The following is a 25072-nucleotide window of genomic DNA, read 5'->3' as shown; positions in this document are numbered from 1 at the left end:
GCGGCATCGGGCACACCACCCCGGTATGTCGAGGATGTTCGCGAACTGGCCGCTGGGCTCGTCGCCCAGTGGCACGACGTCCTCGTACCACTCATCACTTGGGAATCGGGACCGGTACGGCGAACACGCGGAGACGACCTGCCTTGATGGTGTGGTTTCGGTGGACAACTGTTCCACGGCAGAATGCACACCGCTCTCCTCGGTCAGATGCCAGGTCGCCTGCCGTCATTCGAGGTGGCCGTTTTCCGGTAGAGGCTCGCCTCCCAGCTGTTCGGCTATCCGCTCCATGCCGCTCTTGATGAGCTGCCCATACTCGTCGTCGCCAAGCGCGCCGATCGTGGCCTGCGCCTGCTGGAGGTGCTCGCGGGCGCGGCCGAGATCGTCCAGCTTGCGATAGCACTCGCTCAGGTTGAGGTGCAACGACGGGTACAGGCCGGCCACCGACAGCGTCACCCCGGCTTCCGCCACCCGCTCATCGGTGATCAGATCGGCGGCGGCGAGCGCTCGCAGGTCCCACATCAGCTCTTGGTGCGCGTCGTCCTGCACGTCGGCCATGGCGTGGGCGAGGACGCAGACGTGCAGCGGGTCGCCTTGCTCGCCGCCGATGTCGTCCCAGATCTGCGCGAACACGTCGCGAGCGGCCTCACGCTGGCCTTGGTGGTGGTGCAGCGTCACCCCCTCGCCGATCCGGGCGATCGTTGGGTCGGTGATCATCGGCGGCTCCTTCGCCTGTGCCTGCTCGGCCTCACAACGGTGCCAGTATCGTCGCTACGGCGATCTCACACTGGGCGGCTCTTTGGGCACGCGGCCAGTTCGCGTGTCACATTACAGCCGCGGTGCGGCACCGATCATGGACTGCTCGGGTGGCCGCCCGAGTCGCCTCGGGAGCGAGCGCTGAGCGCTGAGTGGGCAGGGAGCAGGAATGCGGCGGTCTGAGCATCTTTGGCGCCTCGTCCGGTCCTACGGCATGGGCGAGTGGTTCATGGCCGCGTGGGTGGAGGGTCTGGAGGTGTGGGAGGCCGCCCGGCGAATGGGCGCATCGGTCGCGGAGGTGGACGATGCGATCCCGTGCACCTGGGCGGATGTCCTGCGCGGGCAGCCCTCTCATGGTGATACGGGGGTCGTCTGGGCGGGCCGGTTGACGGCGGATTGGACGCAGATCGTTCAGGTGCAGGGATTCGATTGCGACCGGGCTCTGCGGGATCTCTCGTACGGCGGGCGGGCCCTGCTGGTGGGCTGGGACCTGAACGGGCCGCGTGATCTGAAATATGCGGTCGACGGCGAGTACGTCACGGGCTTCAGCGTCACTGTCCCCGGCCGGCGCTGGGGCAGCGATCCTCGGGCGCTCGACCGCTACGCGCTGGGGTTGCAGTTCGACCTGGACGACTCCAGTTGGAAGAGCGACCCCGATCTGCCGCCGGGCTGGCTCGAGTACTGCGCGTGGGAGGAGGCCCGGCTCGAGAGCGGGCAGGAGGACTACGGGGAGGAGGACATCCCCGAGGAGTGGCAGGACTTCATAGCCCTGTCCACCGGCGGATACAGCCCGCCTATGGCGTCCTGCCTCGCGTCGGCCCTGACCCTGGTCGGCAGGGTGACGGGCAGGGAGATCGACAGGGAGTGGATGAACGGATCCCATACCCGCTATGTGATCGGCGATCAGCCCAACGGCTGAGGGCCCGACAGGCGCGGCGGGAACACGCCGGCCAAGCGCGAGGCCCGACCGGCGGCGTCGTGTACGACGAGGTGGCGGCCTTGATTGAGGTGCTGTGTGAAGAAGCCGCAGCGAGCAGTCAACGCGGCTGTCTTCTACCTCCCTCTGGCTGGCAGGAGCCCGCCCTGAAGACGGTCATTCCCGGCACCATGTCCCGACCGCCTCAGCAGCGCCTCGTCAGCCTCAGGCAACCAGGAGTGCAGCGGCCGGCGCAGCCAGTGCCCTACGCTTCGGAGCTCCGTAACGGCCTGGAGCAGGGCGTCCCGGCCCGGGTGCCGCAGGCTCTCGGGAAAGACGAGGTTCTCCAGGGCGAGCGGCACCGGATCGACCAGCGGCCGCACCACGGCGCCGGGGATCCCGCCGACCTTCGCCGTGGCCAGCACGGGCTCTCGGTGCCGTTGCAGGTAGAGGCCCATCTCGTGGGATCCGACCGGTGGCACGTGTGGCGTGGCCAGGGTGAGCCCGAACTCCTCCGCCAGGCGCTCACCCAGGTCGGCCCACTCGGTGGTGGCGGGATTGCCCGCCATCGCGTCCAGCGGGAAATCGGCCAGCACGCCGAGCGGCACCTCCTCCAGCGCGGCCAGCGGATGGTCCTCGGGCACCAGTACGGCGAGCGGATCCAGCCGTACGGGCACCTGGGCCAGCCCCTTGCGCACGTGAGCGGGCAGTCCGGCGAACCGGCCGAACGACACGTCGAGACGCCCCTCCCGCATGGCGGCCGCCCCGGAGGCCAGCCCGCCGTGGAAACGGGCGAGTATCTCCGCTCCCGGCGCCAGCTCCCTGGCCCTGACCAGCGGCAGTGGCAGCTCGTGCCCCTGCATGTTGACGTCCACGAGCAGCGGCCCCCGAGCGCCGGAGACCTCCGCGACCAGCTCGTCATGCAGCGCGAGCAGCCTCCTGGCCCCGGACAGCAGCCGCACTCCCGCCGGAGTCAGCTCCACCCGCCGGGTGGACCTGACGAACAGCGCCTCCCCGAGTTGCTCCTCCAGCCGCCGCACGTCGCGACTGATTGCCTGCTGGGCCACGTACAGGCGGGCGGCGGCGCGGCCGAAGTGCAGCTCCTCTGCGACGGTGACGAACACCCTGAGCAGCCGGGGATGCAGGTCCACGCGGCAACATTAACAACAGATCCGCGTTGATCCCGGCCTTTCCGGTGTTGGACCCCGCGTCGCGATCTCCATCAGGCTGGACCCATGATCCCCATGAAAGAGCTGCTCAGCGGCATGCCGCTGTCGTCCGCCCAGATCGGCGTCCTCCTGAGCCTGGTCCACCCGCCGGGGCTGACGGCTCAGAACGTCACAAGCGGGCCGCCCGAGAAGTTGACGAAGAAGAGAGCGAAGCACAGGAAGTTGACGTAGTGGCAGGACGGCGGGCTGCGGCACCCCGCTGTCGAGTCGTGTCCAGTCCCAGGGCATGGGCGGCAGCGGACCTCATGATTTCGGGTGCGGGCCGAGGACGATCATCTTCAACGTGCCCTTGGTGACCATGATCATCTCTCCCGCTCCCACGTCTCGCAGTGCGGTAACCCTGGCGACCGACGAGGACCGCTCCAGGACGTGCCCGTCGGACCGGAGGTGAAAGAGTACGCCGCCCTGGCTGGCCATCACGAACCCCTCGCGGCCTCGCCCCACCCCATCGGCGAACGGCTGCCCAATGTCGAACTTCCACAATGCCGATCCGTCTTCGGGGTCAACAGCGAGATAACCCCCCTGCCGCTCGAGAAGCCACAGCACGCCGCCGACGAACTCCGCGGCCGAGGGCCGAAGATCGGCATGATGATCGAAGAACCGGTCGACAAGACCCGAGAGTCGAAGGGTCGCAACGGATCGCGGCCCGCACGAAGCCAGGCAACGGTCGGGGTCAATCATGGTGAACGCCGGGCGATCATCGGTGCCAGTCAGTGGCTCCGGCAGTCGCCAGCTGTTCAGTTCCCTTCCACTTCGTGGATCGATCAGCCACGCTTTCGTGCCGCTCCCCAGCAGCACACCGCCGCCCCACGGCAGAGGAAGCACCGTGTGCGTACGCCGCTGTGTCCTCCACAGAGGCTGTCCGTCTTCCACATTGAAGGCGGCAATGGGTGTGAAATCTCGCCATCCGCCCACGATGACCGTCTCCGCGGCGGCTACGACATGCCCCGAGAATGGGCGCAAACCAGCGCGCCACACCGTGGATCCCGTCGTGAGCTCGACGCAGGACAGTTGATCGCTGTCCTGTGCCAGCGCCAGACAGCGATCGCCGGCGATGACGAGGCCACGCGGCCAAGTTCCTAGCGGAATGTCCCATCGGACGGAGCCGTCATGGCGATTCAGACAGACCAGCCGGGTATGCCGCTCATGAACCACCACACAGTCTTCAGCCACTGCGAACGTGTACGCGGAACCCCTTTGGTGGAGCTGCCGCTCCCACAGTGTCATCCCGATCATCCACCCAGTGCACCAGGCAAAGGTCGGCTCCACCAACCCGCGGCGTCAGCCGTACGGGCAGCCTGTGAGAGCCTGGCCGTCACGGGTCCGTGGCGCCGCAGGGGCATCCAACACGCTCGCCCGACCTGCGGCAACGGTCCGATGGAGGTTCGGCGGGGTTCGCGGATTGCGGGCAGTGGCGATAGTCGTCGCCACGGTTCGGCACAATTGCTGATGTGCGAGTCGAATTGCTCGGACCCTTCGAGGTCCGCAACGGTGACGGGGCCGTGGTGGAGGTTCCCGGGGTTCGGCTGCGCGCGCTGCTGGCCGCGCTCGCCCTCGATCCTGGCCGGATCGTCACCCGGGCGAGGCTGGTGGACTGGATCTGGGGCGAACAGCCGCCCGCGGACGAAGTGAATGCCTTGCAGGCGTTGGTGTCCCGGCTGCGCAGGGTGTTGCCGAACGGTGTGATCGAGGCGGATTCCGGCGGATACCGGCTGGCCGTGGCTCCTGAGGCCGTGGACGTGTGCCGGTTCGAGCACCTGGTCGGTCAGGCCCGTGCCGCCGAGCCTGCGGCGCGGGCGGATCTGCTGCGCTCGGCCCTGGCCTTGTGGCGCGGTACGGCCATGGCGGACATCGCGCTGCAGGGCAGCGATGCGTTCGACGCCGCGGTCGCGCGTCTGAACGAACTCTACGTTGCCGCCCTCGGGGATCGGGTGGATGCCGACATCCGCCTCGGCCATGGCTCGGAGTTGCTCTCCGAGCTGACCGAGCTGGTCGCCACGTACCCGCTGCGGGAGGGGTTCGTGGCAGCCTTGATGCGCGCGCTCGCCGAGGCGGGGCGCGGGAACGAGGCGTTGACCCTGTACCAGCGGACGCGCGAGCGGCTCGCCGAGGAGCTGGGCGCCGATCCGTCGGCCGAGCTCTCCGCGCTGCACACCGCGTTGCTCCGTGGCGAGCTGGGCGAGCGGGCGGAGAACCGCAGGACGAACCTGCGCGCCGAGCTGACGAGCTTCGTCGGCAAGGACAACGACATCTCCGCGGTCGCCGTTCTGGCCATCGGGCACCGGCTGGTCACCTTGACGGGGGCGGGTGGCTCCGGAAAGACCAGGCTGGCCACGGAGACCGCGCGCACGATGCTCACCGAGCTGCCGGACGGGGCGTGGCTGGTCGAGCTGGCCTCGGTGGGGGCAGGCGGTGAGCTGGCGCAGGCCGTCCTTACCGCGATCGGCCTGCGTGACCAGGCGCTGCTCGGTGGCACGCGGAGTGGGGACCCGATGGATCGGCTCATCGACGCGCTCCGGGAGCGCACGATGCTGCTGATCCTGGACAACTGCGAGCACGTGATCGAGGCGGCCGCGGCTTTCGCGGATCGCCTTCTGGGGGAGTGCCGAAGGCTGCGGATCCTGGCCACGAGCAGGGAGCCGCTCGGTATCTTCGGGGAAGTGCTGTGGGGGGTCGAGCCACTCGCGCTGCCCGCGGAGGGAGCCGACCCCGCCGAGGTCGCGTCCTCGTCCGCGGTGCGGCTGCTGCGGGACCGCGCGGGTCTGGTGCGCAAGGACATCGGCTCCGACGCGCACACCGTGTCGACCATGGCGCGGATCTGCCGGGCACTGGACGGGATGCCGCTGGCGATCGAACTGGCCGCGGCACGGCTGCGCACCATGTCCGTCGATCAGCTGGCGCGCGGGCTCGATGACCGTTTTCGGCTGTTGACCGGCGGCAGCCGTACGGCGCTTCCCCGGCACAAGACGCTGCGCGCGGTCGTGGACTACAGCTGGGACCTGTTGACCGAGACCGAACGTGGCGTGCTGCGACGGCTCTCGGTGTTCTCCGGCGGGGCGAGCCTGGAAGCGGCCGAACGGGTGTGCGGGGCCGAGTCGTTCGCCGGGGAGCAGGTGTTCGACGTGCTCACCGCGTTGATCGAGAAGTCGCTGCTGCTCACCGACGGCGAGGACACGCCGCGCTACCGGATGCTCAACACCATCAGGGAGTACGCGGCGCACCGGCTCGCCGAAGCCGGGGAGAGCGAGTCGGCGCGCCGGGCGCACCTCGCGTACTTCACCGAGCTGGCCGAGACGGCCGATCCGCACCTGCGCCGCGCCGAGCAGCTGGAATGGCTGTCCAGGCTCGAGGCCGAGTACGACAACATCAGCGCTGCCCTGCGCGGGGCGATCGCCGAGGGATGGGCCGAGGAGGCGATGCGGCTGGTCGGGGCCGCAGGCTGGTACTACTTCAGTCGGCACAGGGCCGAGGGCATCGAGTTGAGCATCGCGGCGGCCTCGCTGCCCGGTGAGGTGTCCGACGAGGTGCGGGCGTTGGCGTGGTTCGTCGTGGCGATCTTCTTGAGCTCCGGGGTCGGCGGCGATCAGTATCAGGCGCGGGAGTGGATCGAGGAGGCGCACCGGCTGTCCCAGCGCAGCGGGTATCGCCACCCGCTGCTCGGGTTCGTCGCGCTGCTGGAGCGGATGCTGCAGGGTCCGATGGAGTTCCTGCCCGCGATCGAGCCGCTCATCGCCGACGACGATCCGTGGGTGCGCGCCCAGGCCAGGCTCACTCGTGGCCGGTTCCGGCTCATGCTCGGCGGCGACGAGACCGACGTGGACATCGACGCCGAGAGCGCCCTCGCCGAGTTCCGCACGCTGGGTGACCGGTGGGGGATCTCTTTGGCGCTGTCCTTCCTGGCCGATCGGCTCGCCATGCGCGGCGAGTTCGCACGCGCGTGTGAGCACTACGAAGAGGCGGCTGTGGCGCTGACCGAGATAGGCGCGACCGAGGACGTGATCGGCCTGCGGGCGCGGCAGGCTCGGCTGTACTGGCTGCTCGGCGATGAGCGATCCAGCACGTCCGCCATGGCAGAGGCGCAGCGGTGCGCGGGCGGGATCACATGGCCGGACGCGCTTGCCGAGCTGGCGCTTTCGAAGGCGGAGCTGGCGCGCTGGCGCGGCGAGCCGGACCAGGTACACGAGCACCTGGCCACGGTGCGGGCGGTGCTGGGCGACGCGGAACGGGTCGGCTCCATCCATGCCAAGACCTTGGATCTGTACGGCTACCTCACCGAGGACCTCGAGCAGGCCCGCGCGTATCGGACCGAGGCGTTCCACGTGGCCGTGGAGCACGCGTTCCCACCGGCGACCGCCGAGGTGTTGATCGGGATCGCGGATCTCGCGCTGCGCCAGGGACACTACGAGCAGGCCGTACGATTGCTCGCGGCAAGCGACGGCGTACGCGGTACGCCGGATCGTTCGCAGCCGGACGCTTCCAGGATCACCGCGGAGACGCGCAATCGCCTCGGCGAAAGTGTCTTCGCCGAGGCGACCCGCGACGGACAGCGGCGGGATTGGCGGGAGCTGGCCGAGATCACGCTCGCTTCGTGAAGGACGCGCGCGCCCAGAAGTAGCCGATCAACATGGTTGCCACGCACCAGGCGATCGCCGTGATGGCCGAGCCCGTCGACGGCGCGCCGGTCAGCAGCCCGCGCAGGGTTTCGATGATCGAGGTGAACGGCTGGTACTCGGCGAATTGCCGCGCACCCGGCCCCATCTTGTCGGCCGGCACGAATGCGCTGCTCAAGAAGGGCAGGAGCATCAGCGGCACGCCGACGAGGCCCGCGCTTTCCGGTGACTTCGCGGCGAGACCGAACGCGACGGTCAGCCAGCCGATCGCCAGCACCGTCAGCACGACGATGCCGATCACGCCGAGCCACTGCGAGAAACTCGCCGACGGCCGGAATCCCATCAGAAACGCGACGCCGGTGACGAGCGCGATGGCCAACAGGCCCCGTAGCACGGTCCCGATCACGTGCGCGTTCAGCACCGCGGCCCGGGACACGCTCATGACGCGAAGCCGGTTGATGAATCCGGTCGTCATATCGGAATTCACCGCGATCGCGGTGGGGCTGATGCCGTAGCAGATGGTCGTCAGGATCAGCCCTGGCGTGGCGTAATCGGCGTAGTTGACGCCGACGCTGAACGCGTCGCCGAGCACGTAGACCATCAGGAACATCAGGACGATCGGCATGACGATGCCGTTGAACAGCGCCAGGGGATTTCGCATCGTGTGGCGGAAGTTGCGCCGCAGCATGGTCGCGGAATCTGAGATGACGTTCATCGTGCGCTGACCTCCTTGTTGCCGTGACCGGTGAGGGCGAGGAAGACGTCGTCCAGGTCCGGTGTATGCACTGACAGTTCCTCGACCTCTACGGAATGCGCGTCGAGCCGGTCGAGCAGCGCGCGCAATGACCTCACCCCGCCGTCGCCGGGCACCCGCAGGGTCAGCTCTTCGTCGTCCCTCGTGGACGCGTGCAGGACCTGTGCCGCGAGGTCGAGCGCGTGCCGGCTGGTGAACCGCAGTCGGACGTGGCTGCCGGGAACCTGCCTCTTGAGCTCGTCCGCGGTGCCCTCGGCGACCAGCCGGCCCTGGTCGAGCACGGCGATACGGTCGGCGAGCTGATCGGCCTCCTCGAGATACTGGGTGGTGAGGAAGATGGTCGTGCCGTCGGCGACCAGTTCCCGGATGATCTCCCACATGGTGCGGCGGCTGCGCGGATCGAGTCCCGTCGTGGGCTCGTCCAGGAAGATGATCTGCGGGTTGCCGACCAGCGTCATGGCGAGGTCCAGCTTGCGGCGCATGCCGCCGGAGTAGGACGCCGCCGGTTTGCTCGCCGCTTCGACCAGATCGAACCGGTCGAGCAGCCGGCCGGCGATGCGTCTGCCCTTGGGCAAGTGGAGGAGATCCGCCATCAGCAGCAGGTTCTCCTCGCCGGTGAGCAGGTCGTCCACCGAAGCGAACTGCCCGGTGACCCCGATCGCCGCGCGCACCGCCTTGGTCTCCGTGACCACGTCGTGCCCGGCGACGACCACCTTCCCCGCGTCGGGGGTCAGCAGCGTGGTCAGCACGTTCACCGTCGTGGTCTTCCCGGCGCCGTTGGGCCCGAGGAGGGCGAAGATCGTGCCGCTCCGGACGTTCAGGTCGATGCCGTCGAGCACGACCTTGTCTTTGTACGCCTTCCGCAGCCCCGAGGCCGCAATGGCTGAACCGTTCATGGCGTCAACCATCGCCGAGCACTCTGATATCGGACCGATGCCGTACTGACGCGGCCGCTGACACGACACCGCATCTGATCGCCCTCTAGGGCCTGACGGCCACGGCGCCGGGAGCCACCGGGTTCAGCGTCGCGAGCGGTCGCGGATCGCGGCCTCGATGCGAAGGCCGACGCCTACCAGGGCGACCCCGATGAAGATGATCACCCACAAGGAGGAATTTCTCGAGTCGGCATTCGCCTGGACGATGGCGAGCAGCACGCCCAGAACGATGGCGATGAGGCCCGCCAGTCCGAGGTTCTCGGAGGTTTCGAAGCGGCGCCAGTCGGTCTTGGATCCCTCTTCCGGTTCGGTCACGGGCGCGAGCGTCCCATACGGACATCAAGCTCCGCTAACGGTCCGGATTCGGCCGCAGGGTGAGAGGCCGGGTCGCGGGCCGTCAGTAGTATTCCGGCATGATGCCGATCAAGGTGGGATCGGCGTCATCGTCGGGTAATTGCAGGCCGGTGACGATCTGGGCGAGCTCGGCGGCCTTGACCAGGTCACTCTCCGTCTCCATGCCCAGTTCGCGCATGCGCTCCAGCAGGCGATCAGGGTCGCCGCCGGAGCGGCTGTCCGGCCGGTCGGGCTCGAACGCGGTGACGACCACGCCGTTCTCGGCGTACACGAACTGCTGATCCAGGTTGACGTTGTAGAACACGGTGGCCACCGTGGTGTCTTTGGACAGGCGTGCGATCACCTCGTCCAAGGTCGCGGCGAAGCCGTTCGGCTCGGCCAGCACGACTCCGCCATCGACTTCGAAGGCGGCGATCTCGCCTTCGTCCTCTTCTTCCTCGCCTTCGGGGCTGATCGTGGCACCCATGCGGAGAAGGGCCTGCTCCGCGGACAGATCACGGACGTAGGTGACGGACACGGCTTCGCTGTCGAACCAGTAGCTCATCTGCTGCCTTTCTCGGAGAACAGTGCCGTGATCATCGCAGTCAGGTGTGACACATTCGCCCGCTCGAGCCGAAAAGACGTTGCGGGAGAACGCTGAGACACGGAACGCTTCCAGCGTGAAGATGCACGCCGACCAGCTGACGGTGTCACCGGAGACGGTGCGCACGTTGGTGGACGAACAGTTCCCTGAGTGGCGGCGCCTGCCGATCACCGGTGTCGCGTCCCATGGGACGGTCAATGCCATCTTTCGCATCGGTGGCCGCTTCACCGCTCGGTTCCCTCTGCAGGCCGGACACGTCGGCTCGATTCGACGCCGGCTGGAGTCCGAAGCGGAAGCCGCCCGCGAGCTGGCAGGTCGCACGCGGTTTCCCACGCCCGAGCCCGTCGCGCTCGGTGAGCCCGGCGCGGGATACCCCCTTCCATGGTCGGTGCAGACGTGGCTGCCCGGCGCCGTGGCCACCGACGAGGACCCGGGCGGATCGGTCGCCTTCGCCCACGACCTGGCCGATCTCATCAGGGACCTGCGCGCGATCGACACGCGTGGCCGCACGTTCGCCGGCGAAGGCCGGGGAGGCGACCTTCAATCCCATGACGCGTGGATGGAGACCTGTTTCGAGCACAGCGAACAACTCCTCGACGTTCGCCGGCTTCGCCAGATGTGGGAAGACCTCCGAAGTCTGCCGCACAAAGCCGCCGACGTGATGACCCACGCTGATCTCATCCCGGGCAACGTGCTCGTGTCCGATGGCCGGCTGGCCGGGATTCTCGACGTCGGCGGCTTCGGACCGGCCGACCCTGCTCTGGATCTCGTGAGCGCCTGGCATCTGCTTGAGGCGGGGCCGCGGCAGGCGCTCCGCCTCGACCTCGGGTGCGACGACCTTGAATGGGAGCGAGGCAAGGCGTGGGCCTTCCAGCAGGCGATGGGCCTCGTCTGGTACTACCTCGAATCCAACCCGGCCATGAGCCGGATGGGCCGGCGCACTCTGGACCGCATCCTGGCAGACCGCTCGCCCGTCTGAGTGTCGGACCGCTCTCGTCACCCCTGCGGGGTGATCCGCGTCCCCACGTCCTCGCCCTGGCAGATCGCCTTCATGACGCCCGTTGCCGCCACATCGAACACGTGCATGAGAAGCTTCTGCTCGTTGGCGAGCACGAAGGCGCTCTCATCCATGACTCTCACCCCGGCGGCCAGCGCTTCCCGGTAGGTGAGGCCGGTGTACCGCTTCGCGTCCGGGTTGACGTTGGGGTCGCTGTCGTACACGCCGTCGACACCGCGCTTGGCCACCAGCAGCGCGTCCGCCTCGAGCTCCAGCGCCCGCTGGACCGCGGGATAGTCCGTCGTGACGTACGGCTGACCGATGCCGCCGGCGAGCAGCACGATCAGCCCGCGACGAAGATGCCGGTCGGCGCGGAGCCGGATAAAGGGCTCCGCCACGCTCTGCATGGGCATCGCGGTCATCACCCGCACGTCCGTTCTGGAGCGTGCGGTGAGCACTCCGCGCAGCATCAGCGCGTTCATGACCGTGCCGAGCATGCCGATGTTGTCAGCCTCGGCCCGGCCGATGCCCCATCCCTCGGCCATCCTGCCCCGGAAGTAATTGCCGCCGCCGATGACCACCGCCACCTGGACGCCGAGCTCGTGGACCGAAAGGATCTCGTCCGCCAGCTGGGCGAGGCTGGCGGGATCCGTACCCCATCCGGCGTCTCCCGCGAGCGCCTCGCCGCTCAGTTTGACTACGACCCGTGAATAACGCGGCACATCCGTTCCCTTCACGGCCGCGCGGTCGGCGACCCGGTCAAGAATACGAGGTGCGCACGTCTCCGCAGGAGGACGGTGGGCGCCGGGCTCGATCGGGTGCGCCTCAGGACCGGCCGGAGAACCGCCGCCTCGGCGAAATGAAACTTTCACCGGGCCTCGGCGGTCCGAAATTCAGGACCTGGCCGCGTTCCCCTTTCTGCAGGTGGCCGAAAAGCATCGGAAGAGCCCACTGATACGGAAGCACCCGGCCGGCGAATATCGCACTGCGCGTTTCAGGGAGACATGAACGAAGGCGACGTCACGGGGAGAATTCGACATGGGGGACCTCTTCGGCATGCTCAAACGCCGGGCCGACGACAATGCGAGGAGAGTGGTGGACGCCTGCGTCGGCGAGATCGCCGGTTTCCGGGCGATCGAGTCCAGAGCGCGGGCGTCGATGATGGAGTTCGCGGTCGTCGTACGGCGTCGGACGGCCGAGCTGGCCGCCTCCGGTGAGCCGCTGCTGGAAAGCGACCTGGCCTTCATCGAGTCGGTCGGCGAGCAGCGCGGCGAGCAGGGCGTGGCACCGGGCTGCCAGCGGGGCGCGCTCGCGCTGCACGCCGCCTTCACGCTGCGGGAGATCTCCGAGGCGGCCGGACCCGGCGATCTGGCCGAGACGATGCGCATGATCGACTGGCTGGCCGCGCAGGGCCCGGCGGCGCAGGCCGGCTACACCCGCGGCTATCTCCGGGGGTATGAACGGTTCCTGCCGGCGGCCTCGCGCGTCCACCTGCTGGCCACCATGGTGCTGCACGACGACCCGATGGCCGGCGAGCTGGCCGGCAGCCTCGGGATGCCGGTGACCGAGCACTATCTGGTCACGGTGGTACGGGTGGCCACGGAGCCGCCGAAGAAGTGCCGGGAGGAGGTCGTGGACGCCCTGCTGAAGCGGCACCGCATGCCGTTCGGGTGGCAGGAACCGGACGAGTTCGTGGCGCTGGTGCCGTATCACGGGACGCTGCCGGAGCACCGGTCGGCGGCCGAGAGGTCCGGGCTGGCGCTGGCGCGGGCGGTCGCCGACGTCGTGGGGCGGCCGTGCTCGGTCGGCACCGCCCACGGGCGCCGCCGCGCGCTAGTCCAGGCGGCCTCGCTGGCGCGGAAGGTCAGCCGGGTGGCGCCGATCGAGCGGGTGCCGCGCCGGCCGTACGGGGTGGCCGACGTGTTCGCGGAGCTGGGTGCGGTGGAGACGCCGCAGGTGGACCAGTGGTTGCGCGAGACGGCGCGGCGGCTCGGCGACGGGCCCGACCTGGTCCCGACGCTGGACGCCTACTACCGCAACGACATGAACCGGCTGCGTACGGCCGAGTCCCTGCACATCCATCCGCGCACGCTCGACTATCGGCTGCGGCGGGTGCGGGAGCTGGTGGGGATCGAGCCGGGCTCCACGCACGGCGTCCGGGTGCTGAGCACCACCGTCACCCGGCTGCTGGCGGGCGCCTGGAACGAGCACGGCTTTGTCTGACCATCTTCGTTTCCTTTCCGGGGCCCGTTTTGACATTAGTGACAAACGCCTGATCGGTGTCATGGGGGGGATTCTCGTGAAGTGACGATGACCGGCGCTCCTGGCTCGGCGAAAGTATCTCTGGTAAGGCTCGGCCGGGCCGGAAGGGAAATCCAGCGAAAGGTTCGATCACATGGCAGTACATGCGAGAAGAATGCTCGTCGGCGTGCTGGCCGCGATCGCGGCGCTGCTGTTCTCTGTCGCGCTTCACACGGGTTCGGCCGCCGCGGCGCCCGAACGCGGGTTCACCGACCAGTCGACCACGGCGCTCAAGGACGTCCCGGGCAAGGATGGGGCCGCGCTGGCCGCCACCTACTCGTGCTCCCGGAGCGTCCCGATCCCGGCGTACTACATCGACATCGACTGCACGGTGTTCACCGGGGCGATCAGGATCCTGGTGACCTGCTCCGACGGGTACCAGTTCGCCAGCCCGATCATCTTCGCGGGCAACCGGTTCACCGGGCGCGGCACGTGCGGGCCGCCGTGGACCGTACGCTCCGCCAACGCCGAGACGGTGTTCTGACCGGCCCATCCGTTCTCCGAGCCACCCGGAACCACCGGGTGGCTCTTTGATCCGTCAGGCCCCGCCGCTCGGGCTGCGTCAGAAGCGGTCACTCGGACAACGGCCGGTAGAGCGCATAGGCCAGCACCGCTCCTACCGCGATCGACAGCGGCCAGAGCGGGATGAGCCAGAGCGCCGCCAGGCGAGCGCCCCGCCGCCGTCGCGGAATGAACGAGATCATCGCACCCAGCAGGGCGCATCCGATCGGCGCGAAGAACCATGCGTCAACGAGGACGGTGCCCAATGTGCCGACAGGAGCACATTCCCTGGTCTCGTATTCCGTCAGTGGATCGAGACCGCACGCCTTGTTCTCCAGGACGGCCACTGCCATCCATGCGAAGAAGTCCATCGCCCACAGGACGACAGAGACAAAGGCCACGCCGGCAATCGCTGGAACCAGAGATCGAGGTCTGGAAGCGCTCGGCGGAACCACTGCGGTGTGCAGGTTGGCCATGAGCGGACTCTACTGTGCGGATCTTGAGGTGATCAACGAGCCGGTCCGGGGTCGAACGCGGACTCCGTACCGGTCAGCGAAGTGGTGATCAGGCCGGCGCCGGGGCCGAGCTCGAGGGTGCTCCGCTCCACCCCCTGCGCCGATTGCCGCGCCCGGCGACGCCGTCATCAAGCGGCACCTCGGGGCCGGGATCCAGCTGCGCGTCCAGCGGGCGATCCGCGAGCAGTTCGACGGGACGCTGCCGGTGGGCAGTGCCGTGTGCGTGCCGTCCGGGGCGACCAACCCGAGGTTCCTGATCTCGACGCCCACGATGGTGCAGTCGGCGCAGGACGTGAGCGAGACGCTGAACGTGGCCCTGGCCTGCGCCGCCGCCTTCCAGGCCATCCACATGCAGAACGACGAGGAGCCGGACAGCATCAAGTCGGTCGCGCTGGTCGGCATGGGCGCGGCGACGGGCCAGGTGCCGCCGCGGGTGTGCGCGAACCTGATGTGGACCGGCTACACGCTGTTCAACGACTACCGGTTCCGCGACTACGACGACCTGCGCAAGACGATCCGTGAGCAGCTCGACGACATCGACAGCCGCCCTGAGGAGCGGGTGCGGATCAAGCCGCCCTCCGACGGGCCCCGCGGCTGACGCCGCGGCGCGGTCACTCCCACACCGCGGACTCCGGGTCGACGCCGTGCGCCTTCGCGTTCGCGAAGATCACGTCGCGCAGCCAGGCGGTCAGGCCCGGTGCGACCGCCTCGAAGTTCTCGGCGAACCGGGGATCGGCGACGTACATCCGCCCCATGCACGCCTGCATCGAGTGCGTGCAGTCGAAGTACGTCGAGATCAGCGTGCGGTGGCGCTCGGCGAGGGCGTTGGCGCCGTCGGAGCCGGGCACGACGCCGGCGCGCATCGCGGCCGCGAGGTCGGCGTTGAGAGCTTCTGCCGTGGCCACGACACCCTTCCAGTCCTCCGCGGTCATCCCGGCGGCCCGCTCGGCGTACTGCGCCCACTGCGCGCTGCCGCCCCAACGGTCCTCGGCCTCCTCGGCCCAGGCGGGCTGCCAGTCGTCGCCGAAGATCTCGACCTGCTCCTCCGGGGTCAACCGCATCCCGGCCTTCGACGCCTCCAGCATGCGATCGACCGCGCTGACCATCTTCTGCAGCCGGGAGATGCGCTCCACGAGCTCTGACCGCTGCCGGCGCAGGTGGTCGCGCGCGTCGGCGTCCGGGTCGTCGAGGACCCGGCCGATCTCGGCGAGCGGGAACCCCAGCTCCCGGTAGACGAGGACCCTGTGGATCCGGGCGACGTCGTCGTCGGAGTAAACCCGGTATCCGGACCAGGTGCGCCCGCTCGGGCGTACGAGGCCGATCGTGTCCCAGTGGTGCAGCGTCTTCACGCTGACCCCGACGAGCGCGGCCGCCCGGCCAACGGTGAGGATGGCCACCAGCTCAGTATCGCTCACACCGCCTGGGCCTTGATGCGCCTGCGGGCGTTGAGCACCGGATCAGGGCCGGCCGTGACAGGGCCCCTCACTCCGGCGAGGCCGGGGTGACCTGCAGGTAGGTGAGGACCGCCATCACCCGGCGGTTGTGGTCGTCGCACGGCGGGAGGCCCAGCTTGGCGAAGATGTTGTTCGTGTGCTTGCCGATCGCCTTGTCCGTGACCTGGAAACGGGCGGCGATCGCGAGGTTGGACAGGCCCTCGGCCATCAGCGCCAGCACCTCCCGCTCCCGCGGCGTGAGCCCGGCCAGCGGCTCGTCCCGGCTGCGGCGGGTCAGCAGCTGCGAGACCACCTCGGGGTCCATGACGGTGCCGCCCGCGGCGACCTGGCGTACCGCGTCCACGAACCGGTCGACGTCGCCGACCCGGTCCTTGAGCAGGTAGCCCACGCCGCCGGACCGGTCGGAGAGCAGCTCGCGGGCGTACAGCTGCTCCACGTACTGGGAGAGGATCAGCACCGGCAGCCCCGGCACCAGGCGGCGGGCCTCCAGCGCGGTGCGCAGCCCCTCGTCGGTGTAGCCGGGCGGCAGCCGTACGTCGACCACGGCCACGTCGGGGCGGTTGCGGGTGAGCGCGTCCAGCAGCATCGGGCCGTTGTCGACCGCCGCGGACACCTCGAAGCCGTTCGCCTCCAGCAGGCGGATCAGGCCGTCGCGGAGGAGGGCGAGGTCTTCGGCTATGACAACGCGCACGGGAGCTCCATGGTGAGTTCGGTCGGGCCGCCGGACGGGCTCCGCAGGACGAGCCGGCCGTCGAAGGCGGACAGGCGTCTGTCGATGCCGCGCAGGCCGGTGCCGGCGGCTCGGTCGGCCCCGCCGCGCCCGTCGTCGCGGACCGCCACCCGGAGCAGCCCGCCCGTGTGGGACACCCGCAGCCACGCACGCGACGCGCCGCTGTGCTTGGCCACGTTGGTCAGCGCCTCGGCGGTGGCGAAGTAGACCGCGGACTCGACCGGCGCCTCCAGGCGGCCCGGCAGGTCGATCTCGACCTCGACCGGCACCGGGCACAGCAGCGCGGCGGCCTCGACCGCCCCGGCCAGACCGCGGTCGGTCAGCACCGGAGGATGAACGCCGCGCACCAGGTCCCGCAGCTCGGTCAGGGCCTGGCCGGCGACCTCCCGGGCCTCGTCGATCATCATCCGGGCCTGGGCCGGATCGCGGAGGTCGCGGGCCAGCCCCAGGTTCATCCGGATCGCGATCAGCTTGGCCTGCGCGCCGTCGTGCAGGTCGCGTTCGATCCGGCGCAGCTCGGCCGCCTGCGCGTCGACCACCACGGCCCGCGACTCGGTCAGCTGCCTGATCCGCGCGGCCGCGCTCGCCTCCGGAAGGAGCAGCAGCGCCGACAGCCGGGCCTGCCCGGTCCTGAGCAGGGGCAGCGCCACCAGGATGATCGCCGCGATGGCCGCGGCGGAGACACTGAGGGAGAACGTGTTCAGCGCGCTGACCTCGACCACGTTCACCCGGAAGAAGATGTAGTCGAAGGCGGCCACCAGCCCCCACATGACGAGCGCGGGGACCGGCCACGTGACGGCGTGCACGGCCAGCCAGGCCAGATCCCGCCACCGGGGTCCGCCCTCGTGCGGAGCGGGCCGCGGATCCGGGTCGAGCACGCGTCCCGCCCAGGCCCGCTGCACCCCGGCCAGGGACCGGACGAGCGCGAGCACGCGGACCAGCAGCGGCACGCCGAGGCCGGCCACCGGGACCAGCGCGGCGCTCACCAGCAGCACGGCGATCAGCGCCAGCGCGGCCACGCCCGTGGCGGCGTTCAGCAGCAGCCCGCCGCCGGCGGCCAACGCTCGGCGGATCCCGTTCACGCCTGCAGTCTGCCCGACGCGCGGCGCGCAGGCGGTAGGTCCAGACCTACCTCCGTAGTGGGCGCATCCCCATCGAGATCCGCCCGCCGGGCCGGAAGGCTGTCGGCCGTCAACTGGACGAGCGGGGGGAGACCATGATCGAAGTGAACGGGCTGACCATGAGATACGGCGCCAAGCTCGCCGTCGACGACCTGACGTTCACCGTGAAACCGGGGCTGGTGACCGGCTTCCTCGGCCCGAACGGCGCGGGCAAGTCCACCACCATGCGCGCCGTCCTCGGTCTGGAGGTCCCCACCGCCGGCAAGGCGCTGGTGAACGGTCACCCGTACGCGTCGCTGCCCCGGCCCATGCGCTCGATGGGGGCCCTGCTCGACGCCGGAGCGGTGCACGGGGGCCGCAGCGCGTACGCGCACCTCGCCTGCCTGGCCCGCAGCAACGGCATCGGCCGCGCCCGGGTGACCGCCGTCCTCGATCAGGTCGGCCTGAACGGCGTCGCCGGCAAGCGGATCAGCGGCTTCTCGCTCGGCATGCGGCAGCGCCTGGGGATCGGCACGGCGCTCCTCGGGGACCCGGGGGTGCTGATGCTCGACGAGCCGCTGAACGGGCTGGACCCGGAGGGCATCCGCTGGCTCCGCGACCTGCTGCGCTCCCTGGCGGCAGAAGGCCGTACCGTGCTGCTGTCCAGCCACCTGATGAACGAGATGGCGCTCACCGCCGATCACGTCGTCGTCATCGGGCGGGGACGGCTGATCGCCGACACCGCCATGGCCGCCCTGGCCGGGCACTTCCAGCGCGACGTGCTGGTGCGTACGCCTGACCCGGAGCGGCTCGCCGGCGTCCTGCGCGCGCACGGGGCGGCGGTGTCGCCCGAGGACAACGGCGCCCTGTCGGTGCGGGACCTGGACGCGGCCCGGATCGGCGTGCTCGCGCTCTCCGCGGGGATCGCGCTCGCGGAGCTGTCCCCGCGTGCCGCGTCCCTGGAGGAGGCGTTCGTACGGCTCACCGAGGACAGCGCCGAGTACAAGGCAGGCGTCCGATGATCGACGTGATCGCTTCCGAGTGGCAGAAACTCCGCTCGCTCCGCTCGAACCTCTACCTGCTGGCCTGCTCCGTAGCGGCCGTCCTGGCCTGCGCCGGGGTGGCGTTCATGATCGGGCGCGGCTTCGACCAGCAGCCGCTCCAGGAGCGGGTGGCCTTCACCGGTAACGGGGACGGCCTGGGCAACGGGATCGCGGTCGCCTACTTCGTGTTCGCCGCGCTGGGCGCCCTCGCGATCACCTCGGAGTACAGCACCGGGATGATCCAGACGAGCCTGGTGGCCGTGCCGCGCCGGCAGGTGCTGCTGCTGGCCAAGGTCCCGGGGCTGGCCGCGGTCGCGCTGGTGGCGGGTCAGGTCCTGGCGTTCGGCATGCACGCGGCGGCCATGGTGGTGCTCGGCGACCGGGCCGGGCAGCTGCTCCGCGACGGGCAGACGCTGGGCACGCCGCTGTCGGAGCCGGGCGTGCTCGCCTCGGTGGTGCTCGCCGGGCTGTCGATGGCGGCGGTCGCGCTGATCGGGCTCGGTGTCGGGGCCGCCGTCCGCTCCACCCCCGGCGCCCTGGTCGCGCTGATCGTGATCATCGTGGTGCTGCCGGTGGTGGCCAGGACCCTGCCCATGCCGCTGCGCGCCCAGGCCGGCTCGTTCATGATCGAGAACCTGCCGCTCCAGATCGCGGGGGTCGGCGGCGGGATCCTGCCGCCTGCCGCGGCGGCGGGACTGCTGGTCGCGTACGTGGTCGCCGCGCTGACGGCGGGCGCGGTGACGATCGCGCTCAAGGGAGGCCGGATCAAGGCGCTGGCGGTGGGAACGGCCGCCGCCGTCCTGGTGTCGGCGGTGCCCGCCGCCGCGTCCGGTTCGCCGGGCTCCGGACCGTCCTCGCTGGCCTGGGCGGCCTGTAAGGACGGCGCCAAGGACATGCGGTGCGCCTCGATCGAGGTGCCGCTGGACTGGGCCAGGCCGGCCGGGCGGAAGATCCGGCTGACCCTCGGCATGCTTCCCGCGACCGGCGCCGAACGCCGGATCGGCACGGTGTTCGCGGTCCCCGGCGGCCCCGGCGGCTCGGGCGTCAAGGATCTGAGCAATGCCGCGGGCAGCTTCGCCGAGCTGCGGAACCGTTTCGACGTCGTCAGCGTCGAGCCCCGCAACACCGTCGACAAGGGCGTGCTGCCGTACGACTGCCTCGTCTCCGGCCCGTGGATCACCTTGCCCGACACCCGCGCCGAGTACGCCGAGCTGGGCAGGCGCAACCGGGCGGCGGCGGAGCGGTGCCGCGCCGCCGATCCCGAGTTCTTCGACCACCTCGATTCGGCCTCCGTGGCGCGGGACATGGAGGCGATCCGCGTCGCGCTGGGAGAGGAGCGGCTGAGCTTCGTCGCCAACTCCTACGGCGGCATGCCCGCGATCGCCTACTCCCGGCTGTTCCCCGGCCGGGTGCGCGCGATGGTGTTCGACGGCGCGGTCAACCCGTACGCGGACCGCGCGCGGGGCAGGCTCACCCATGAGCAGTCCTTCACCCGCTTCGCCGCCTGGTGCGCGGCGACCACTACCTGCGCGCTGCACGGTCAGGACGTCGGCGAGGTCTGGCGGGCGCTGGTGGCGCGGGCCGACCGCTCCCCTGTGCCGGTCAGAGGAGAACGGGCCGCCTACAGCGGGTTCGACATCAAGCAGGCCGCCGCCCCCAGCGTCATCTCACCGGGTCCGGAGCCCGAGTTCCCCCGGTGGAAGGAGCTCGCCGAAGCGATCAAGCGGGCCGCCGCCGGTGACGCCTCCGGGTTCGCCGACTATGTCAGGCAGAGCACGAAGAGCCTGAAGGTCCCCTCGTTCACCGGGATGAACATGACCCACTGCCCCGACGGCCTGGGATACCGCGACTACGCGGAGTACCGGGAGAAGCGCCGCGAGGGTGAGCGCCTGCTGCCGAACCTCGCCGGGATCGAGCTGCGGACCCCGCTCGCCTGCGTCGGCTGGCCGGCCCCGGTCACCAACCCGCCCGCGCCGCTGCCCGCCAAGGGGCTGCCGCCCTATCTGGGCGTCGGCTCGTGGACGGACTTCGACGGGGTCGCGGACATCGTACGGCGCGTGCCGGGCTCGGCGGCGGTCCAATACCAGTGGTACGGCCACGGGCTCTACAACAGCGGCGTCCCGTGCGTCATCGCCCACGTCAACCGCTATCTGACCAGCCTGCGCCTGCCCGCGCGGGGCACCGTCTGCCGCCCTCCGGCGTGAGCCTCAGAGCAGGCCCAGCTCGCCGAGGGGTTTGCGCCAGTAGTCCGCGTCGAGGGACCTGCTCTGGATGAGGGCCTCGGTGTCGTCCCGGGTGCGGCCGAGGTCGGCGGTGACGTGCAGGATCCGGTTGAAGGTCCTGAACGCCTCGTCGTCCCCCGGCTGCATCCGGCAGCGGTGGATGCGCTCGTACCAGTACTTCTGCTCCGCCTCGATCCGCGGCAGGAGCTCGGCGCGGGTGAGAGCGCGTGCTTCTTCGATGGTGAGCCGCTCGAAGCCTGGCATGGCCTCATTGTGCCCGCGCTTCGGCTCTCGGCTGACAATCCCGCGAAAGATTAACCCTCTGCACTAGTCTTGCCACCGTGAGTAACAGAGTGCTCCGGCGGATCGGGCGGCGCGGCGCCTCCCTGGCTTTCGTCGGCCTGTTATCTCTGGCCATCGCCGCCTCGCTGGCCTTCGCGCCGGCGAGCCAGCGTGCCACCCCCTCCTACGCCGTGCTGGCCTCCATCGCGCCGCTGGACGTCTGGGCGGTGCTCTGGCTCGCCACCGGCGTGCTGTGCCTGGTGCAGATGTTCCTGCGCTCCGACCGGATGGCCTTCGCCGCCGCCACCGCGCTGGTCCTCCTGTACGGGCTGGTGTTCCTGGTCTCGACGTTCACCGGAGACAATCCGCGCGGCTGGGTCGGGGGTGCGGTGTGGCTGGCGTTCGGCGGCTGGATCACGCTGATCGCGACCTGGCCGGAGGCCGTCACGCTCGACCGGCTCCCGGGCTCCGGCTCGGCAGTGATCGTGGCCAACGCCGCCGGGATCATCCAGTCGTGGAATCCGCAGGCCGCCACCATGTTCGGCTGGAGCACCGACGAGGCGGTCGGGCGGCCGTTGACGATGCTCATGCCGGCGCGCTTTCGCGACAGGCACGACATGGGGCTGACCAAGGTCCGCGTCAACGGCCACTCCGACCTGGCCGGTCGGATCATCCCGCTGGTCGGCCTGCGTCGCGACGGCACGGAGTTCGCCATCGCGCTGACCGTCAACGCCTGGCACAGCGACGACGGCATCACGTACACCGGCGTGATACGCCCAGTGGAAGGAGGCCACGCTGACTGACATCCTCATCCAGGTCGCCCTCGGGATCGTCCCGCTCGGCGTGGCATACCTCGCCTTCCGCTCGGCCACCGACGCCAACAAGAAGACCCAGCAGACCGCGATCCTCCAGGCCGAGCGCCAAGCCGAGTTAGAACGCTCCAAAGTGGACGCCGAGGCCTTCCTCAGAGCGAAGACGATCTACGAGGACGCGCTCAGCCAGATGGAGAAACAGCTGACCAGGGTGCAGAATCAAGCCTCCCAGCTCGGCACCGACCTGATCAGCGAGCAGAGCACGGCCACGGCGATGCGCGACCAGATCGGCCAGCTCCAGGCCCAGATCCGCGCGCTCGAACGCACCGTCGTCGCCCTGCGCGCCCAGCTCATCGCCGCGGGGATGGCTCCCGTGCCCCCGTCCGAGGCCACCGGCCCCTACTTGCGCAGGCGCCTGCTGGGCGAAGGATAGAACCCTCGACGCTGCCCGGGCTCCCCCCGCCCCGCCTGACCGATCAGAGCCCGTGTGCCTCGGCCAGCAGCTCGGCCGAGCGCAGCCACACCTTCCTGTCGGTGGCCGAGAAGGCCACGATCAACTCGTCGGCATCGGCGAGCTTGGCGAACCGGTCCACATACTCCTTGACCTCCGCCGCGTCCCCGACCGCCGAATACTTGGCCATCTGCACGATCTGCTGCCCGGCCGGCGACTCGAGGATCATGTCCGCCTCCTCGGTCGTGAACGTGCGCCCCCGCCCCAGGAACCTGCTCACCCTCAGCCGCTTCGAGGCCAGGAACTGCTCCTGCGCCTCCTCCGACGTGTCCGCCGCGATCACGTTGAGCGCGGCGATGACATGGGGCCGGTCGAGCTGCGCCGACGGCTGGAAGTCGCGCCGGTAGAGCGCCACGGCCTCCTCCAGCGCGGTCGGGGCGAAGTGCGAGGCGAACGCGTACGGGAGCCCCAGCGCCGCGGCGAGCTGGGCGCCGAACAGCGAGGAGCCGAGGATGTAGAGCGGCACGTTCGTGCCCTTGCCCGGCGTGGCCTCCACGCCCGGGATCCGGGACTCATCCGAGAGGTAGCCCTGCAGCTCCAGGACGTCCTGCGGGAACGTGTCGGCAACCGACGGGGTGCGGCGCAGGGCGCGCAGGGTCTGCTGGTCGCTGCCGGGCGCCCGGCCGAGGCCCAGGTCGATACGGCCCGGATGCAGGGTTTCGAGGGTGCCGAACTGTTCGGCGATGGTGAGCGGGGCATGGTTCGGCAGCATGACGCCGCCCGCCCCGAGACGGATCGTCCGGGTGTGGGCGGCGACGTGGGCGATGAGCACGCTGGTCGCCGAGGAGGCGATGCTCGCCATGTTGTGGTGCTCGGCGTACCAGATCCGCCGGTAGCCCAGTTCCTCGGCCCGCTGGGCCAGGGCCACGCTGGCGGCGAAGCTTTCCGCCGCCGTCTCGCCCTCGCCGATGATCGCCAGATCAAGGATGGACAGCGGCAGAGCCATGAGTACGCGCCTTTCGCAGAGCGGTTCGACCTGGCTGTGGACAACAGCCGCGAAGGCGCCGTTATTTCACCGATGGGCCCCTGGGCGGGCACAGGGGCCCATCGAGTCTCATGAGGTCGAACAGGTCACCGGTGACGGGACGCCGTTCTGGCCGCTCCAGTTGGCGACGAAGCCGAACGTGGCGCTCGCCCCGGCTCCGAGGGCGCCGTTCCAGTTGAGGTTGGTCACGGTGACGGTGCCGCTGCCCGAGAGGTTGCCGTTCCAGAGCTGCGTGATCGTCTGCCCGTTCGGGAACGTCCAGCCGACCCTCCAGCCGGCGATGGCGGACGAGCCCGTGTTCTTCACGGTGACCTCACCCTGGAAGCTGCCCTGCCACTGGCTGGTCACCTTGTAGGTAGCCGTGCAACCCGCAGGACCCGTGGTGGGTGTCACGGTGGGGGTGACCGTGGGCGTCACGGTCGGGGTGACGGTGGGCGGCGGGGCGGCGATGGCCAGGTCGTAGGCCCGCTGCGGCACGAACTGTCCCGCGGTCGCGATGCACCCGTCCGACTCGCCGGGCGGCTTGACCCAGAGGTAGGCGTCAATGGCCGAGTCGCCCGTGTTCGTGGTGCTCCAGGTGCCGGTGGCGCGGCCCGCCGGGTCGCACCACTCGCTGCCCTGCGGCCCGTTGCCGTTGCGGCTGGTGTCGACGACCGCCTTCAGCCTGGACACGCCGGTCGCCGCGATGACGCTCTTCGCGTACGACACCAGACCGGGGGTGGAGCGGTAGTTGGAGGTGTTGACGGCGATGCCGTCGGCGCTGTTGGCCACGTCCGAGCCGTTCAGCCTGGACGCGGCCTCCGAGGCGGACAGCCAGGCGTCGTGCCCGATGTCGAAATAGACCTTTACCCGCGACAACGTCCCCTTGAGCTTCTTCCCGGCGTACGCCATGGACGCCTTGACCTCGGCCTGCTGCGAGGCGTTCATGCAGTTCGACATGATGGCCAGCGCGTCGGGCTCCAGCACGACCGTGGCGGGCCGGCCGCCGAGACCGGCCGCGATCTGGTCGATCCAGGCCCGGTACGACGCGTGGTCCGGCGCGCCGCCCGCGCTCGCGCCGCCGCAGTCGCGGTTCGGCATGTCGTACACGACCATGATCGGGATCTTGCCCGCCGACGCGGCGGCGCCGACGTACGCGTCGACCTGGCTGCGCACGGTGGCGGGGTTGTACGTGGCGAACCACCGGCCCTGGGGCACGGCGGCGATCCGGTCCCTGATCACCGGGGTGCGGCTGTCGTTGGGGTTCGCGGCGACCCACTTGGCCGCGTTCGTCTGCGGATCCACATAGAAAGCGGAGTCGGCGGCCTCGGCGGTGGACGAGGACAGGACGATCGCCCCCGCCGCGGCCATGGCGGCCGTCGAGAGGAGCACCGCCAAGACGGGCCTTTTGCGAGACATGAATTTCACTCCGTCCGTCGTGTGGGAGCGCTCCCACCGGCTCTTCGGATCGTAGGTAACCGTCAGTGCCCGTTCAAAGACATCCGA

26 protein-coding genes are annotated in these 25072 nt (G+C 69.9%); 11 read left to right on the top strand and 15 right to left on the bottom strand.

Going from position 1 to position 25072, the window contains the following annotated elements; translation table 11 throughout:
* Positions 1-225 precede the first annotated feature (225 nt).
* Positions 226-714 (bottom strand): hypothetical protein, encoded by a 489-nt coding sequence (locus ACFKCF_RS17745; RefSeq protein WP_394494822.1) that lies wholly within the window; start codon positions 712-714, stop codon positions 226-228.
* A gap of 208 nt (positions 715-922) precedes the next feature.
* Between ACFKCF_RS17745 and ACFKCF_RS17740 the strand changes: the two genes are divergently transcribed.
* Positions 923-1672 (top strand): DUF6461 domain-containing protein, encoded by a 750-nt coding sequence (locus ACFKCF_RS17740; RefSeq protein WP_394494821.1) that lies wholly within the window; start codon positions 923-925, stop codon positions 1670-1672.
* A gap of 134 nt (positions 1673-1806) precedes the next feature.
* On the opposite strand, the gene ACFKCF_RS17735 is transcribed toward ACFKCF_RS17740, so the two are convergent.
* The gene (locus ACFKCF_RS17735; RefSeq protein WP_394494819.1) at positions 1807-2820 is read right to left on the bottom strand and encodes a LysR family transcriptional regulator; all 1014 of its coding nucleotides are present in this window, start codon (positions 2818-2820) and stop codon (positions 1807-1809) included.
* Between the two features lie 84 nt (positions 2821-2904).
* On the opposite strand from ACFKCF_RS17735, the gene ACFKCF_RS17730 reads away from it, so the two are divergent.
* On the top strand, positions 2905-3069 hold the full coding sequence (locus ACFKCF_RS17730; RefSeq protein WP_394494817.1) for a hypothetical protein: 165 nt from the start codon (positions 2905-2907) through the stop codon (positions 3067-3069).
* A 72-nt stretch (positions 3070-3141) separates the two neighbouring features.
* On the opposite strand, the gene ACFKCF_RS17725 is transcribed toward ACFKCF_RS17730, so the two are convergent.
* A complete protein-coding gene (locus ACFKCF_RS17725) occupies positions 3142-4134 on the bottom strand; it encodes a PQQ-binding-like beta-propeller repeat protein (RefSeq protein ID WP_394494815.1) in 993 nt (330 codons plus the stop codon).
* A gap of 215 nt (positions 4135-4349) precedes the next feature.
* Here ACFKCF_RS17725 and ACFKCF_RS17720 point away from each other — a divergent pair, with 215 nt between their 5' ends.
* On the top strand, positions 4350-7490 hold the full coding sequence (locus ACFKCF_RS17720; protein ID WP_394494813.1) for a BTAD domain-containing putative transcriptional regulator: 3141 nt from the start codon (positions 4350-4352) through the stop codon (positions 7488-7490).
* Here ACFKCF_RS17720 and ACFKCF_RS17715 read toward each other — a convergent pair.
* The 4 genes from ACFKCF_RS17715 to ACFKCF_RS17700 form a co-directional block, all read right to left on the bottom strand.
* On the bottom strand, positions 7474-8223 hold the full coding sequence (locus ACFKCF_RS17715; protein WP_394494812.1) for an ABC transporter permease: 750 nt from the start codon (positions 8221-8223) through the stop codon (positions 7474-7476). The two genes, ACFKCF_RS17720 and ACFKCF_RS17715, sit on opposite strands and share 17 nt — an antisense overlap.
* The gene (locus tag ACFKCF_RS17710; RefSeq protein WP_394494810.1) at positions 8220-9158 is read right to left on the bottom strand and encodes an ATP-binding cassette domain-containing protein; all 939 of its coding nucleotides are present in this window, start codon (positions 9156-9158) and stop codon (positions 8220-8222) included. The genes ACFKCF_RS17715 and ACFKCF_RS17710 overlap by 4 nt, the downstream gene beginning before the upstream one ends.
* 123 nt (positions 9159-9281) lie before the next feature.
* Positions 9282-9512: a hypothetical protein gene (locus ACFKCF_RS17705; protein WP_394494808.1), complete on the bottom strand. Its 231-nt coding sequence runs from the start codon at positions 9510-9512 to the stop codon at positions 9282-9284.
* A gap of 82 nt (positions 9513-9594) precedes the next feature.
* Entirely contained in the window at positions 9595-10260 is a 666-nt protein-coding gene (locus ACFKCF_RS17700; RefSeq protein ID WP_394494806.1) for a DUF6461 domain-containing protein, read from the bottom strand.
* Here ACFKCF_RS17700 and ACFKCF_RS17695 point away from each other — a divergent pair.
* Positions 10217-11113, top strand: a complete 897-nt coding sequence (locus ACFKCF_RS17695; RefSeq protein WP_394495102.1) for an aminoglycoside phosphotransferase family protein — start codon at positions 10217-10219, stop codon at positions 11111-11113. The genes ACFKCF_RS17700 and ACFKCF_RS17695 overlap by 44 nt on opposite strands.
* Before the next feature lie 17 nt (positions 11114-11130).
* Here ACFKCF_RS17695 and pyrH read toward each other — a convergent pair whose 3' ends face one another.
* Entirely contained in the window at positions 11131-11853 is a 723-nt protein-coding gene (gene pyrH, locus ACFKCF_RS17690) for a UMP kinase (protein ID WP_394494804.1), read from the bottom strand.
* Positions 11854-12169: 316 nt separating this feature from the next.
* Here pyrH and ACFKCF_RS17685 point away from each other — a divergent pair, with 316 nt between their 5' ends.
* Both ACFKCF_RS17685 and ACFKCF_RS17680 read left to right on the top strand, forming a co-directional pair.
* Complete coding sequence (locus tag ACFKCF_RS17685; RefSeq protein ID WP_394494802.1) at positions 12170-13354, top strand: PucR family transcriptional regulator; 1185 nt, start codon at positions 12170-12172, stop codon at positions 13352-13354.
* Between the two features lie 172 nt (positions 13355-13526).
* Complete coding sequence (locus ACFKCF_RS17680; RefSeq protein ID WP_394494800.1) at positions 13527-13916, top strand: hypothetical protein; 390 nt, start codon at positions 13527-13529, stop codon at positions 13914-13916.
* An 88-nt stretch (positions 13917-14004) separates the two neighbouring features.
* Here the strand turns inward: ACFKCF_RS17680 and ACFKCF_RS17675 are convergent, their stop codons facing one another.
* Positions 14005-14409 carry a hypothetical protein gene (locus tag ACFKCF_RS17675; protein WP_394494798.1) on the bottom strand — a complete coding sequence of 135 codons (405 nt, stop codon included), beginning with the start codon at positions 14407-14409 and terminating at the stop codon, positions 14005-14007.
* 142 nt (positions 14410-14551) lie between these two features.
* Between ACFKCF_RS17675 and ACFKCF_RS17670 the strand changes: the two genes are divergently transcribed.
* Positions 14552-15046, top strand: coding sequence for a macro domain-containing protein (locus ACFKCF_RS17670; protein WP_394495101.1), 495 nt, complete (start codon positions 14552-14554; stop codon positions 15044-15046).
* 13 nt (positions 15047-15059) lie between these two features.
* Here the strand turns inward: ACFKCF_RS17670 and ACFKCF_RS17665 are convergent, their stop codons facing one another.
* The 3 genes from ACFKCF_RS17665 to ACFKCF_RS17655 all read right to left on the bottom strand — a co-directional run bounded on the left by ACFKCF_RS17665 (position 15060) and on the right by ACFKCF_RS17655 (position 17714).
* Positions 15060-15863 (bottom strand): MerR family transcriptional regulator, encoded by an 804-nt coding sequence (locus tag ACFKCF_RS17665; protein ID WP_394494797.1) that lies wholly within the window; start codon positions 15861-15863, stop codon positions 15060-15062.
* A 67-nt stretch (positions 15864-15930) separates the two neighbouring features.
* Positions 15931-16593: a response regulator gene (locus ACFKCF_RS17660; RefSeq protein WP_394494795.1), complete on the bottom strand. Its 663-nt coding sequence runs from the start codon at positions 16591-16593 to the stop codon at positions 15931-15933.
* Positions 16578-17714 (bottom strand): histidine kinase, encoded by a 1137-nt coding sequence (locus ACFKCF_RS17655; protein WP_394494793.1) that lies wholly within the window; start codon positions 17712-17714, stop codon positions 16578-16580. The genes ACFKCF_RS17660 and ACFKCF_RS17655 overlap by 16 nt, the downstream gene beginning before the upstream one ends.
* A gap of 134 nt (positions 17715-17848) precedes the next feature.
* Here ACFKCF_RS17655 and ACFKCF_RS17650 point away from each other — a divergent pair, with 134 nt between their 5' ends.
* Together ACFKCF_RS17650 and ACFKCF_RS17645 are read left to right on the top strand one after the other, a co-directional pair.
* Positions 17849-18754, top strand: a complete 906-nt coding sequence (locus tag ACFKCF_RS17650; RefSeq protein ID WP_394494791.1) for an ABC transporter ATP-binding protein — start codon at positions 17849-17851, stop codon at positions 18752-18754.
* On the top strand, positions 18751-20979 hold the full coding sequence (locus ACFKCF_RS17645) for an alpha/beta fold hydrolase (protein WP_394494789.1): 2229 nt from the start codon (positions 18751-18753) through the stop codon (positions 20977-20979). Before ACFKCF_RS17650 ends, ACFKCF_RS17645 begins: the two co-directional genes overlap by 4 nt.
* 3 nt (positions 20980-20982) lie before the next feature.
* On the opposite strand, the gene ACFKCF_RS17640 is transcribed toward ACFKCF_RS17645, so the two are convergent.
* Positions 20983-21261 (bottom strand): hypothetical protein, encoded by a 279-nt coding sequence (locus ACFKCF_RS17640; protein WP_394494787.1) that lies wholly within the window; start codon positions 21259-21261, stop codon positions 20983-20985.
* A 77-nt stretch (positions 21262-21338) separates the two neighbouring features.
* Between ACFKCF_RS17640 and ACFKCF_RS17635 the strand changes: the two genes are divergently transcribed.
* Both ACFKCF_RS17635 and ACFKCF_RS17630 read left to right on the top strand, forming a co-directional pair.
* Positions 21339-22082 carry a PAS domain S-box protein gene (locus ACFKCF_RS17635; protein WP_394494785.1) on the top strand — a complete coding sequence of 248 codons (744 nt, stop codon included), beginning with the start codon at positions 21339-21341 and terminating at the stop codon, positions 22080-22082.
* Positions 22083-22122: 40 nt separating this feature from the next.
* Complete coding sequence (locus ACFKCF_RS17630) at positions 22123-22524, top strand: hypothetical protein (RefSeq protein WP_394494783.1); 402 nt, start codon at positions 22123-22125, stop codon at positions 22522-22524.
* Positions 22525-22567: 43 nt separating this feature from the next.
* Here ACFKCF_RS17630 and ACFKCF_RS17625 read toward each other — a convergent pair whose 3' ends face one another.
* Together ACFKCF_RS17625 and ACFKCF_RS17620 are read right to left on the bottom strand one after the other, a co-directional pair.
* Positions 22568-23548, bottom strand: coding sequence for an LLM class flavin-dependent oxidoreductase (locus tag ACFKCF_RS17625; RefSeq protein WP_394494781.1), 981 nt, complete (start codon positions 23546-23548; stop codon positions 22568-22570).
* Positions 23549-23656: 108 nt separating this feature from the next.
* Positions 23657-24985 carry a glycoside hydrolase family 6 protein gene (locus ACFKCF_RS17620; protein ID WP_394494779.1) on the bottom strand — a complete coding sequence of 443 codons (1329 nt, stop codon included), beginning with the start codon at positions 24983-24985 and terminating at the stop codon, positions 23657-23659.
* Positions 24986-25072: the final 87 nt, after the last annotated feature.

The organism is Nonomuraea sp. JJY05 (genome assembly GCF_043496855.1).
Classification (GTDB): domain Bacteria; phylum Actinomycetota; class Actinomycetes; order Streptosporangiales; family Streptosporangiaceae; genus Nonomuraea.
This window is presented reverse-complemented; position numbering and strand designations above follow the sequence as displayed.

Coding starts and splice junctions, on each gene's coding strand:
- ACFKCF_RS17715 (WP_394494812.1), bottom strand. CDS start 8,223: ATGAACGTCATCTCAGATTCCGCGACCATGCTGCGGCGCAACTTCCGC.
- ACFKCF_RS17675 (WP_394494798.1), bottom strand. CDS start 14,409: ATGGCCAACCTGCACACCGCAGTGGTTCCGCCGAGCGCTTCCAGACCT.
- ACFKCF_RS17645 (WP_394494789.1), top strand. CDS start 18,751: ATGATCGACGTGATCGCTTCCGAGTGGCAGAAACTCCGCTCGCTCCGC.
- ACFKCF_RS17650 (WP_394494791.1), top strand. CDS start 17,849: ATGATCGAAGTGAACGGGCTGACCATGAGATACGGCGCCAAGCTCGCC.
- ACFKCF_RS17640 (WP_394494787.1), bottom strand. CDS start 21,261: ATGCCAGGCTTCGAGCGGCTCACCATCGAAGAAGCACGCGCTCTCACC.
- ACFKCF_RS17625 (WP_394494781.1), bottom strand. CDS start 23,548: ATGGCTCTGCCGCTGTCCATCCTTGATCTGGCGATCATCGGCGAGGGC.
- ACFKCF_RS17680 (WP_394494800.1), top strand. CDS start 13,527: ATGGCAGTACATGCGAGAAGAATGCTCGTCGGCGTGCTGGCCGCGATC.
- ACFKCF_RS17740 (WP_394494821.1), top strand. CDS start 923: ATGCGGCGGTCTGAGCATCTTTGGCGCCTCGTCCGGTCCTACGGCATG.
- ACFKCF_RS17685 (WP_394494802.1), top strand. CDS start 12,170: ATGGGGGACCTCTTCGGCATGCTCAAACGCCGGGCCGACGACAATGCG.
- ACFKCF_RS17725 (WP_394494815.1), bottom strand. CDS start 4,134: ATGATCGGGATGACACTGTGGGAGCGGCAGCTCCACCAAAGGGGTTCC.
- ACFKCF_RS17710 (WP_394494810.1), bottom strand. CDS start 9,158: ATGAACGGTTCAGCCATTGCGGCCTCGGGGCTGCGGAAGGCGTACAAA.
- ACFKCF_RS17695 (WP_394495102.1), top strand. CDS start 10,217: ATGCACGCCGACCAGCTGACGGTGTCACCGGAGACGGTGCGCACGTTG.
- ACFKCF_RS17745 (WP_394494822.1), bottom strand. CDS start 714: ATGATCACCGACCCAACGATCGCCCGGATCGGCGAGGGGGTGACGCTG.
- ACFKCF_RS17620 (WP_394494779.1), bottom strand. CDS start 24,985: ATGTCTCGCAAAAGGCCCGTCTTGGCGGTGCTCCTCTCGACGGCCGCC.
- ACFKCF_RS17730 (WP_394494817.1), top strand. CDS start 2,905: ATGATCCCCATGAAAGAGCTGCTCAGCGGCATGCCGCTGTCGTCCGCC.